This window comes from Desulfovibrio sp. OH1186_COT-070, assembly GCF_003860215.1.
GTDB lineage: Bacteria > Desulfobacterota > Desulfovibrionia > Desulfovibrionales > Desulfovibrionaceae > Desulfovibrio.
Genome location: NZ_RQYH01000001.1, coordinates 149,243 through 160,651, shown reverse-complemented (window position 1 = coordinate 160,651; position 11,409 = coordinate 149,243). Strand labels below are relative to the sequence as shown.

The following is an 11,409-nucleotide window of genomic DNA, read 5'->3' as shown; positions in this document are numbered from 1 at the left end:
GTCACAAATATCGTGTCGTCGATGTGCGCGCATAGCTTCTCCTGTCATGCAGGAAGAGGTGTTATCATACTATTCATAGTTTGACGACACTATCTAAAGAAGGCCGCACATTTTTCCTGGTTTCAAAAAAGCTCCTGGTATATAAATTTCCCCGAAGTTTAGCGGGCATCTATGGCAAAAGCAATAGCATGTACAGGTTTGCGCTGCATCGGCCGGGATTCGATATTTATGCGCTGCCCTGTGCGGTTCGGTTTCTGGTCTGCGGCGGGGGTGTGTCTGTTTTGCCCTCTGCCTTCTTTCCCTTTCCGCGTCTGAACTCATTCAGGTATTTGGCCAAGGTCGGAGCCTTCACGGGAATGCCTTTTTCGTGCAGCTTCTCCACCAGTTCGGTGATGTTGAAGCCGCGCTTCTTCATGCGTTCCAGCGTCGGGGCCAGGGCAAAGACGGCCTCTTTCACGGTCATGGCGCGGTTGCCGTTGAGGGTCACTTTCTGGGGCTTCAGCGTGGCGAAGGCGGTCTTGATGTCCTTGACTTGGCTTGCAGTGATGGAATGAGTGGCGGTCATGATTTTTGCTCCTTGAATTTTGGCCGGGCGTAACGCACGGCGGATTTGGGTTTACCCGGTCAAGCGGGACGCTTGCCCACGTTTCACGAAGTGAAGCATAGTGGGCTATGCTTTGGCCTTTCGTCCCGACGCTGCAAAGACTCACGGCGGACGCAGCACGTTCTCAGCGGCCCATGCGCATCCCACGAGCGGCGGACGGTTGTTGTGGCTGACTGGCATGCTCGCGCTCCTGTGCCTGCTGACGCTCCAATGCCTCGCGCTGTGCCTGGGCTTCACGCTCTCGTTGCTCTTGCTCGGCCTTCAGGTCGACGCAATAACGGTTGTACACAAAGGCGACGCTCGGCTGTTCCAGAAATTGCCGCATGTTAGCCACCTGTTGTTGCAGAGCATGGACTTGCGCTTGCATGGCCTTGGTATTTTCCGAAGCCTGCTGCTGCCGCGAGCTACTTTCCGCCTCCAACGCCTTGACCTTGGCCCGCAGTTCCGTGACTTCGCTCTCCATCCGTCGGGCGCGCTCTGCAAGTATCTTTTTTGTGGCCAGTGCCTGCTTTTGCAGGGCAATAACCTGCTGGGCCTTTTCCAGCGCGGGCTTGAAGCTGAACATGGACGCTTCGGGAATGTCGGCATCCTCACGCAGGATTTTTTCCGCCTCATGGGCTTGTGTTTCATACGATTGCAAACGCTCTTCCAGTTCAGCCTCTTTTTTACGGCGAATCCCCATTTCGCCGATCAGGGTCAGCACTTCTTTTACCAGCCGTCTGCCCTCGTCACACACTTCGTTGAGGGCTTCCTGCTGCTGTTTGAACTCTCGCGTGTCGAGGTGCTTTTTCTTTGCTCCCGGCTCCTGCTCGACACCGCGCTGAATGTCAAAGCCCTTGCTGTGCAGATGCCTGTGGAACTCGGTTTGCAGGATTTTCAGACTTTCGCGGGTATAAATGCTGTTGGCGTTGAGGCGTCCGTCCTTGGTCACGGGAACGTGCAGAAAGTGCATGTGCGGCGTTTTTTCGTCCATATGCACCATTGCGGAAATGACATTTTCCTTGCCGACAAACTCCGTAAGAAAGGCCTTGCTTTCCTCAAAAAAGCGCCGTGTTTCCTCCGGGCCTGCCTTCCTGAAAAACTCACGGTCGGAAGACACGATGAGGCCGCACATATGCACGGCGTCACGCCGCACGGCCTTGGTCAGCAAGAGATCGTCAATGCGATTTTGTACGGCGCGGGCATAATCCGGCGATGCGCCGTCAATCAACTCGTAATTACCGGGGCTGCGGCTGTAGTCGATATCCGGGTTGGAATGGCTTTCACGCTCCCGCGTATTATGGCTCTGGATGCCCCGCACGGCTTCTTTTTTGAACTTATTCATGTGGAAGACGAGATAGGACATAGGCGGACTTCCTTATATAGCCTTGCACCCTTTGCACCTTGTCATTGCAGGCGGTACACTTTTGCATGGTATGCGGTACAAAAAGTGCGGACGTGGTTGGATGGTGCTGTACCTTATTGCATCGTAAATAGGCTGATTATTACGGGTGTACCGCTGTACCACCCATTAGGAAGCGGTACAGCGGTACACCTGAACGCTACGGGGTCATTTCTCCGTCCAGTTTGCGCTTCAGACGCTGAATGGCTCCTTTGGATTTGCCCATTTCCTCGGCGCAGTCGCGTATGCTGTACCCCTCGTTCAAAAGGCGCTTCAGTTCTTCCAGCTCTACGTCTTCCAGCTCTTTGATGAGCCATTGCAAAGAGTTGCCCTCTGTCACCAGATTGGCTTCAAACGATTTGGCGTCTTCGCCCAATATTCCCCGTGCCTTGGTCAGGTGCACTTCAAAGCGTGCGCCTTCGGCCATGCTGTATTCTCTGGGCCTGCGCAGGCTGATAACCGTGTCCATGATGTCTTCCCGTGCGCTGGCGCCGCGCTGGTCGCCGGATTTTCCGGCATGGTGGATGAGCAGCACGGTGATGCCCCGGCGGCGCAGTTCCAGCAGCCAGGCCTGCATGGTCTGCCATGATTGTGACTCGTTTTCCTTGCCGGTGCGGCACAGGGTCGAGATATTGTCCAGCACCAGCATATCCACGCCCTTCAGAAACGGTTCCAGCAGCATTTGTCCACTCATGGTGGACAAGTCCGGCATGGGGCAGGGCTGTAAATCCGGCGTGATGAGAGCCAGATTTTTCAGCGCCAGCGGCGGCACGGACATGCCGCTGACCAGCGAAGTCAAACGGTTCTGCATGGCTATGGCGGGCATTTCGCCGTCCACATACAGGGTTTTCTTGGGCATGGGTGCCCGCCAGTTGAAGACCGCCCCGCCGGACGCCACAGCCACGGCCACACTCAGGGCCGCAAAGGTTTTGCCGATGCCGCGCGGGGCGTACATGATGCCTATGCCTTGTACCGGAAGCACAGGATAGAGAAGATACCCCCGTTCAGGTATGGGCATGGAAAGAAACTCGCCCATGTCCAGCGACACCAGCGAAGGGAGGTTGCTGCCGGGGGCGTGAGCATGTTCCTGCGCTTCCAGTTGGCGGCGGACTTCGTGCAGGCCTTCGCTGTGGTGCAGGTCGTTGAAGTCTGAACCTGCCCCGGTGGTGAAGGAAGGGATGACAAGTGGCCCGTGAGCGGCCTGAGCGGCTTCCTGGGCCTTGCTGCGGCCTGCCTCGTCATTGTCTCCGCAAATGAGCAGGAGCTTATCGGGGAATTTGCGGCGCACGATGTCTGTCACCACGGACAGATTCTGTGCGGAGAACGCCACATACACCGTGCAATCGCAGGCAAGGTGGATACTGGCCCCGGTGGCGTAGCCTTCACACAGGGCAAGGGGCTTTTCCGGGTTGCCCTGGATGACAAAATGCCCACCGTGGACTTTGCCGCCCGTGAGAAAGCGCTTTTCTCCATCCGGTGCAATGCGTTGTAGGCTTTGCACCTGCCCCGCAGCATCCCTGACCGGAATAAGCAGCCTTTCCGCGTGATCCTGCCGTATGTCCGCCAGCGGGGGAACGCCTTTGCGCTGAAGGTAGAGATGCTCCGGCGAGCAGGGCGCGGCGGCATTCAACTCACTCTGGGCTTTTTGCGCCACCGCAGCCTGCCGTTGGGCAAACTCCGCGTCCCTCTGCTGGCGCATGGCCGCGTGGCGTTGGTGCAGGGCTTCTTTTTCCGCCGGGGAGAGTGTTGTCTCTTCGGCTTCGGTGAATGTGCCCTGGTCGCTGCTTTCCCAGTTGCACCACCACAGCGTTGCCGGGCTGTCCAGGTGCGCGATATACGCGCCGTTCTGCTTGTGTGGTTTTGCGGCTGTGGGGCAACGGTGCAGGGTGCCATCGGCAATAATGATTTCTGACGGTATCAGTCCTTTGTCGTGCAAAATGTGCTGAAAGGTATGCAGGGAGTTACTCATTGTGCGCCCCCGGCTTGCTGAGGCTTTCAATAAAGGCGGCGATGTCCTCGGCTCGCCATACTGTTGTGCGGGGGCCAAGTTTGACGGGTTTTGGGTAACGCCCGGTGCGGCAGCCCTCCCACCAGGAACTTCTCCCAACCGGGACGATAGCCAGTACCTGATTGATACGCAGTAGTCGCTGTGAATGAATGGGGTGTACGTCAGACATAAAAAATCTCCTTTGTAGAACGTGGGTCTACGCGGGAGACTGAATGAAGACGTTTGGCAAAAAAGTATGAAGTATGGCGCTCTGAGACTTTTTGTTCTGAGACTTTATCTCACAGGCCTTTTATTGCTCCCTCATCCTGCCGTTATGCTTGAAGTTATCTGGAACGTGCTTCCACACCTCTCGTGCTGCGTCATGGTGAGGCTTGGAGCCAAGGCGCGTTTCTACAGCACTCAGGAAAGTTTTCCAGTTGGTTTTACCATTGTCAAATATCAGGCATTGCTTCCAGTTACTTTTATCGCCTTCAAACAAGTCCTTTTCACTATGCAGCTCTTCGACTATTTTTTCACACACGCGGCGTGTCATCTTGATGCGTTCGCTATCTTTTTTGCTGCCTGTAGACCTTGGCACAGCGGGCTGTTTTTGTAATTTTGTATCTACGATCGTGTCCTGTGCTCCTTCATTCAACGAATTGAGAACATATTTCACAAAAGCATGAGAAAGACCTTTCACTTCATGAAGCAGAGGATAGTCACGCAGATGCAACACAACGGCAACTCTGTCCACAAGTATGGTGTCAAAAAAAATGTGTGAAATAAAATCATATCCCGAAGCGGGAAGACAAAGTATTTCGTCATTCATATTCTCAACATCAAACATGTCGTATTCTGGCTCGCGTTGCTCAAGCTTCTGCAATATTCTGAAGAGTTCAGCTCGCTCTTCAGAGTAAATGCCATCGAAGGTATCAAACGTTTTTACGAGAATATACTCCAAGCCCTTTTTGTGCGGGCCAGAATGAATGGTTACTGAAAGTTTCCTGAAAAACGTCATCACATCCAAGGCACAGAGGTCTGTATGGAAAATATTGCCCGGTTCCAGTATGATATCGGGTAAAGCTGGGTATTCCACCTTGTTTTTCATCGCTTCAGTTCGTACAAAATCCTGCCAGAACAGCTCATACGCTCTGCTCCATAGCTCCAGCGGGAACACGGCGTGAGGGCACAGGACCTGAATAAGGCCAGTGGCTTTATGCGGGTTGAGGCCATAGGCCCACCGCACTCTGGACATGGGGATTCTTTGCAGGTCAAACATGGATGTGAAAATACTGTAAACGATGCAGGCAGGCAATACGCAGGGGCGGCGCGGTTTTTGCGAGGGACACCACCACAGAAGTGTCGCGTTGCAAAAATCCGTGCCGCCCTGGTGGGTACCGTTGCTCACTCTGTCAGCTATACCACGCCATGACCATATCAACGCCGTCAAAGCCAGCCAGTCGCATACGCTCCTGGTCTTCCTCGCTCCAGCCGGTGTCTCTGATGGTGACTTGAGTCTCTTCTGATAAACTACCAAGGTTTGTGTAAGGTGTTCTCGTCGCGGCAGGTGGGCACTCATTTGTGGCCATATAAGTATTTGACATCTCCTTTCTCCTTCAAGCAGCATTATGTGTTATTTCAGCGCGTAATCTGTCGAGATAGTCGGCCCACTCCTGCATCATCTTGCGCCGCTCAGGCAGATACTCGGCATAGTTATACGCTGCACGCACGTCATTGCGCTCTCCGTGGGCGAGCTGGCGCTCAATCCAGTCGCGGTTGTAGCCCAGCTCGTTGAGCAGCGTGGACGCCATGGAGCGGAAGCCGTGAACGCACATTGCATCCCTGGTGTAGCCCAGGCGGCGTAAGCCAGCCAGCAGGGTTACATCGCTGATAGGGCGCGTTGCGGTTCTGACAGAAGGGAAGAGATAGCGCAGGTGGCCTGTATAGGGTTGAAGCTCACGCAGGACAGCAACAACTTGTCTGGCCAGAGGCACAATGTGCAACTCGCGCATTTTCATTCGCGCTGCCGGAATGCGCCACTCGGCATTCTCAAGATCAAACTCTGCCCATTCAGCCTGCCGCAGCTCACCGGGGCGCACAAAGACGTAAGGGGCCATGCGCAACGCACAGCATACCGGGAAATAGCCTTCATACCCATGCAGACTGCGCAGAAGCGCCCCAACGCCCCTGGTGTCGGTAATGGTCGCAAAATTTTTGCTGATTACCGGAGCAAGCGCCCCGCGCAAATCGCTGGCCGGGTCGCGTTCGGCACGTCCAGTGGCAATGGCGTAACGGAATATCTGGCTGCAATTCTGAAGGGCGCGCCGGGCGGTTTCGCCTTTGCCGCGCTCTTCGATTATTCGCAGGGCTGCAAGCAATTCCGGTGGTTTGATGTCCGTGATGGCCTTTTTGCCAACCACCGGAAAAATGTAGTTCTCCAACCGCCCCAAAATCTTTTCCGCATGGGCCGTCACCCAGCCGGACTTTTTTACATGCCACCACTCGCGTGCAATCATCTCAAAAGTATTGGCCGCGGCAGTGTGCAACGCTTCCTTGGCGGCCTTTTTCGTGCAGCCAGGGTCAATGCCCTTGGCGAGCAGCTCCTTGGCCTCATCGCGCAGTTTGCGGGCGTCTTTCAGCGCGATCTGGGGGTATGCGCCGAGAGAGAGCAGTTTTTCCGCACCCCCGAAGCGATACTTGAGCCGCCAGAGCTTTCCCCCTTTGGGGGCGATGAAGAGGAACAGACCACCGCCGTCAAAAAGCTTCTGAGCCTTGTCTGTGGCTTTTGCAGCACGGATGGCGGTATCGGTCAGGCGCATATCCTGAGGCATAAATAGCTCCTTGTCTTCCTGTGAACGCAGCGACAACAGCCTGTGTTCATGAGGAATGGCGGTTGGGGGTATCCATTTCTTTTGAGGCCAGAATACCCCAAAAAATACCCCCGCGCAAACAAGGTGTCCCTGGATTATGACGCCTTTCGCTGGACAACGAGAAAGGCCAGAACCCTTGATTTTCAAGGTATTCTGGCCTTTGCGGTCCCCTTTGGGACTAAATTCTGGTAGCAAGGGAGGGATTTGAACCCCCGACACTACGGGTATGAACCGTATGCTCTAACCAACTGAGCTACCTTGCCATTTGCTGCGCGCTACGCGGCGCGAGGCATTACATACAGAACTTCCCTGCGTCTGGCAAGCGTTTTTTGTGCAGGGAGCCTGCACGCTTTGCGCAGTGCACAGCATGCGCTATGCGTTGCAGGGCAGATGGCAGCGCACACGCCAGTCTGGAGCCATGTTCTTCCAGGGCGGGGGCTGTGTGCGGCAGACAGCATGCGCCTTGGGGCAGCGCGGATGAAAGCGGCAGCCGGGCGGAGGCGCAAGGGGGCTTGGCAGTTCGCCTTCCAGCGGCGGGGCGTTGTGGGAGCGGGTGCTGTCGCCTGCAGCGGGGCTGGCCGCCAGCAGCGCCTGACTGTAGGGATGCGCCGCATCGGCCAACAGGCGCTGCGTGGGGGCTTCTTCCACAATCTGCCCCAGATACATGACCAGTATGCGGGAGCAGAGAAAGCTCACCACTGCCAGATCGTGGGAGATGAAAAGGTAGGCCAGGCCGAATTTTTCCTGCACATCGCGCAGGAGGTTGAGTACCTGAGCCTGAACAGAGGCGTCCAGGGCAGACACCGGTTCGTCGCAGACCACCAGATCAGGGGTGGTGACAATGGCTCTGGCCACAGCAATGCGTTGGCGCTGCCCGCCCGAAAATTCGTGCGGGTAGCGGTTGCCCAGGCCTTCCAGCCCCACGGTGGTCAGCATGGCTTCCGCGCGCGCACGGCGTTGGGCAGCCGGGATCCCGGCGCGGGCAAGGGGCTCGGCCACGGATGCGCGCGCCTTGAGCCGGGGATTGAGGGAGGAGAAGGGGTCCTGAAAGATCATCTGGATGCGTCCGGCGGCCCAACTGCCCGCTCCGGCGGGAGGCAGTGGGCGTCCGTCCAGAAAAATTTCGCCCGCGGACGGGGAGAGCAGGCCGCAGGCCATGCGCCCCAGCGTGGATTTGCCGCAGCCGGATTCGCCCACCAGCCCAAGGCTTTCGCCCCGCGCAAGCTCAAGGCTCACATTGTCTGCCGCAAGGAGAACGTGCTGTCGGCCAAAAAGGCCCTGCCGCAAGGAAAATTGACGGGAAACTCCTTTCAGGCTCAGGAGGGGAGGGCTGTTCAGCATGACTTTCCCGCCACTCCGGCGGAGTCGAATGTCGCCATGCTCGTATATATGGCGGCTGCGCACCGCAGCAGGTGATAGGCCACAGCGCCGCCCGTGCCTTCGCCCAGGCGCATGTCCAGATGCAGCAGGGGGGCGTTGGCGGGCGTGCCTGCGGTCAGGCTGTGCATGGCGGGCGAGTGCCCCGGCTCGGCCGACATGTGGGCAAGCACCGCATAGTCGGCCAGAGGCGGGCAGAGGCGCAGGGCAACGGCATAGGCCGCTCCGCAGATGAAGCCGTCCACCAGAACAGGCAGCCGCTGTGAAGCCGCGCCCAGCATGATTCCGGCCATGACCGTGATTTCAAACCCTCCCAGCGCGGCCAGAATGTCCACAGGGTCGCCGGAGCGCGTCAGGGATTTGTTGATATCCAGCGCCGTGCGGACCACGCTGATCTTGTGCCGCACCATTGCCGCATCAGCCCCTGCTCCGGGGCCTGTCATGCGTTCGGGGGCCGCATCCAGCAGAGCGCAGTAGAGGGCCGCGGCAGAGGTGGAATTGGCGATGCCCATCTCGCCTGTGCCGAGGCAGCGGTAGCCCTGGCGGGCAAAATCCCGTGCCAGTTCCACGCCCGTTTGCAAGCCCTGGAGGCAGGTGGCGCGGCTCATGGCCGGGCCTTGGCTGATGTCTGCCGTGCCTTCGCCCAGCCGCCTGTCCAGCAGCATGGGATGAGGCTCATAGGGGCCTCCCGCGCAGCCCGCGTCCACCACCCGAAAATCCAGACCCGATGTCCGGCAGAGAACGTTGACCGCTGCGCCGCCGTTGAGAAAATTGTGCACCATCTGCCGCGTCACCACCTGCGGCACGGGCGAAACCCCCTGCGCGGCCACGCCATGATCGCCCGCAACGGTGAGCATGAGGGCGGGGCTGACCGCAAGCGGGGTCTGCCCCCGACTCATGGCGTACAGGCGTTGTGCCAGATCCTCCAGCCTGCCGAGGCTGCCGCGCGGTTTGGTCAGATTGTCCAGATGGGCCTGGGCTGCGTCAAGGTCTTCCCGGGCAAGGGGGTCTATGGCAAGGCCGGGAACAATGTGGTCCAGTTCGGTGGGGGAAAGGGATTGCGGCATGGAAATTCCTTGTTGTGCTGGCATGGCAGACGGCGGCCGCTGCTGGCCGCAAAAGATATGCCGAAAAAGAGGCGCGGTTTCTTGTACCGTTTCCGTGCTGCGCCCGCAAGGCCCGCAGGTTGCCCCTTTGCTTCGCTCCCGGATCATACTATCATTTTTTTGCGCTGTGGGCCTGCACATTTTTTCGGCGCGCCCGCACAATTTTGCCACAAGGATTTTGTTTATGAAAATATGCGTCTGTTCCTCCCGAAAGAACTGTTTTTCTGCATTGCGGCGGGGAGTTTGGCTGTTTCTTGCCCTGATCCTGCATGCCGGGGCCTCCTCTGCGGCGACAGCCCCGGCAGCCGACAGCCCCCGCATGACCCCTGTGGTGCGCGCCGTGCAGACATCGGCCCCCGCGGTGGTCAACATTACCAGTACCTATCAGGTGGAGAGCATGCGCTCCTCGCCTCTGGAGCTGTTTTTCGGGCCGGGGCTGCCCGGATTTGGCGCACTGGACCGCCAACCCGTCAAACAGCGGCGCACAAGCCTTGGTTCCGGCATCATTGTGGACGGCGGCAAGGGGCTGGTGCTGACCAATGCCCATGTGATTGCCGGAGGCGGAGAGATCATGGTGCGCCTGCAGGACGGGAGGGAATTCGCGGCAACGGTCAGGGGCGCAGATTCGGATTTTGACCTGGCTGTGCTGGAAATTGCGGGGGCAAAGGCGCTGCCTTCCGTGGGCATGGGAGATTCTGACGATCTCATGCCCGGCGAAACCGTCATCGCCATCGGCAACCCCTTTGGCTTCAACCATACGGTGACCACAGGCGTTGTTTCCGCCCTGGGGCGCACCATCCGCAACAAAAACGGCGCATTCACCGACCTGATCCAGACAGACGCCGCCATCAATCCCGGCAACAGCGGTGGCGCCCTGCTCAATCTCGAAGGCGTGCTCGTAGGCATCAATACGGCCGTGGACGCGCGGGCTGAGGGCATCGGCTTTGCCATCCCCGTCAACAAGGCCCGGCGGGTCATGGCGGACCTTGTGAGCCGGGGGCGTGTGGCCCCTCTCTGGCTGGGGATTGACGTGCAGAGTGTGGACGGGCGCACAGCCATGGCTCTGGGTTTGAAAGAAGCGCAGGGTGTGCTTGTGACCAGCGTTTTTCCCGGCACTCCGGCAGAGAGGGCGGGCGTGCTTGCGGGGGATATTCTGGAAAGCATCAATGCCTCGCCCGTGCGCGACCGGCGCGATTATCTGGATATTCTGCGCAACCAGGCCGGGGGCGCAGCGCTGCGCCTGACGCTTTTGCGCGACAGCGGCCTTGTGCATGTGGAGGTGGTGCCCTCTCCGTTCAGTGACGCCGATGCCCATACGCTCATGGAGCGGCTTTGGGGTTTTGGCGTGCGGCAGGGAGCGCAGGGCGTGGTCATTGCCCGCGTGCGTGGGGACGGCCCCGCCGCCTTCCTGCGCCCCGGCGACAGAATCGCCGGTGTGGGGGGCACGGAGACCCCTGAAGTGAGTGATTTTTTGCAGGCTTTCCGGCGCGAGCATGCCTCCGGTCAGGTACTCCTGCAAGTGGTGCGCAACGGGCGCGGCTACCATGCGCGTATCGTCCCGTAGCAGGGGCTGCGGGAGGCGACGTCTTTTGCCCCGCAGAAAAAATCCCGCTGGAGGCTTTTCTTGCGGCGTGACTTGACAGGTAGCATGGCTGGGGCTATCCAGAGGCAGTCGTGGGTATCGGCGTTGCGTGCGGCGCATGCCGCCGTATGCGCGGAAAAAGTACCCTTTTTGCACCGGGAACAACCAATCCAATCTGGAGGACAGTATGGGCTACAATGTGACTGTTGAAGCGGAAAAGTGTGTGGGCTGTGGCGAATGTGTGGACGTTTGCCCTGTGGAAGTCTACGAAATGAAAGAGGGCAAATCCGATCCCGTCAGCCCCGAAGAATGCCTGGGCTGTGAGTCCTGTGTGGAAGTGTGCGAAACCAGCGCCATTACCGTTGAGGAAAACTAGGCATTATAACGGCTTGAGGCACGTTGCGCCAGGCCGTTGATGCTTTTTGCCGCCGTCCGGACGCGTGCCGGACGGCGCTTTCATAGGCTGCGGACGGCAGGGCCGCGTTGCGCCGGAGCAGCGAGA

General features: G+C 58.4%; 10 protein-coding genes and 1 tRNA gene. 2 read left to right on the top strand and 9 right to left on the bottom strand.

The features are described 5' to 3' along the window. Positions 1–226: 226 nt before the first annotated feature. The 9 genes from EII23_RS00740 to cobT form a co-directional block, all read right to left on the bottom strand. Positions 227–565, bottom strand: coding sequence for a protein MobC (locus EII23_RS00740; protein WP_124791155.1), 339 nt, complete (start codon positions 563–565; stop codon positions 227–229). A 163-nt stretch (positions 566–728) separates the two neighbouring features. Next, positions 729–1,949, bottom strand: coding sequence for a MobV family relaxase (gene mobV / locus EII23_RS00735; RefSeq protein WP_124791154.1), 1,221 nt, complete (start codon positions 1,947–1,949; stop codon positions 729–731). 196 nt (positions 1,950–2,145) lie between these two features. Continuing rightward, entirely contained in the window at positions 2,146–3,954 is a 1,809-nt protein-coding gene (locus EII23_RS00730; RefSeq protein WP_185702254.1) for an AAA family ATPase, read from the bottom strand. Further along, positions 3,947–4,162 carry an AlpA family transcriptional regulator gene (locus tag EII23_RS00725; RefSeq protein WP_124791153.1) on the bottom strand — a complete coding sequence of 72 codons (216 nt, stop codon included), beginning with the start codon at positions 4,160–4,162 and terminating at the stop codon, positions 3,947–3,949. The genes EII23_RS00730 and EII23_RS00725 overlap by 8 nt, the downstream gene beginning before the upstream one ends. A 120-nt stretch (positions 4,163–4,282) precedes the next feature. After that, positions 4,283–5,227 (bottom strand): hypothetical protein, encoded by a 945-nt coding sequence (locus EII23_RS00720; protein ID WP_185702253.1) that lies wholly within the window; start codon positions 5,225–5,227, stop codon positions 4,283–4,285. 361 nt (positions 5,228–5,588) lie between these two features. Further along, entirely contained in the window at positions 5,589–6,989 is a 1,401-nt protein-coding gene (locus EII23_RS00710) for a phage integrase central domain-containing protein (protein WP_311768144.1), read from the bottom strand. A 39-nt stretch (positions 6,990–7,028) separates the two neighbouring features. Continuing rightward, positions 7,029–7,105, bottom strand: a tRNA-Met gene (locus tag EII23_RS00705). 109 nt (positions 7,106–7,214) lie between these two features. Continuing rightward, entirely contained in the window at positions 7,215–8,183 is a 969-nt protein-coding gene (locus tag EII23_RS00700) for an ABC transporter ATP-binding protein (RefSeq protein ID WP_124791150.1), read from the bottom strand. Then, complete coding sequence (gene cobT, locus EII23_RS00695; RefSeq protein ID WP_124791149.1) at positions 8,177–9,286, bottom strand: nicotinate-nucleotide--dimethylbenzimidazole phosphoribosyltransferase; 1,110 nt, start codon at positions 9,284–9,286, stop codon at positions 8,177–8,179. The genes EII23_RS00700 and cobT overlap by 7 nt, the downstream gene beginning before the upstream one ends. A gap of 223 nt (positions 9,287–9,509) precedes the next feature. Between cobT and EII23_RS00690 the strand changes: the two genes are divergently transcribed. Next, positions 9,510–10,889: a trypsin-like peptidase domain-containing protein gene (locus tag EII23_RS00690; RefSeq protein ID WP_124791148.1), complete on the top strand. Its 1,380-nt coding sequence runs from the start codon at positions 9,510–9,512 to the stop codon at positions 10,887–10,889. A 205-nt stretch (positions 10,890–11,094) separates the two neighbouring features. Next, a complete protein-coding gene (locus EII23_RS00685) occupies positions 11,095–11,283 on the top strand; it encodes a ferredoxin (RefSeq protein ID WP_124791147.1) in 189 nt (62 codons plus the stop codon). The last annotated feature ends 126 nt before the right edge of the window (positions 11,284–11,409 follow it).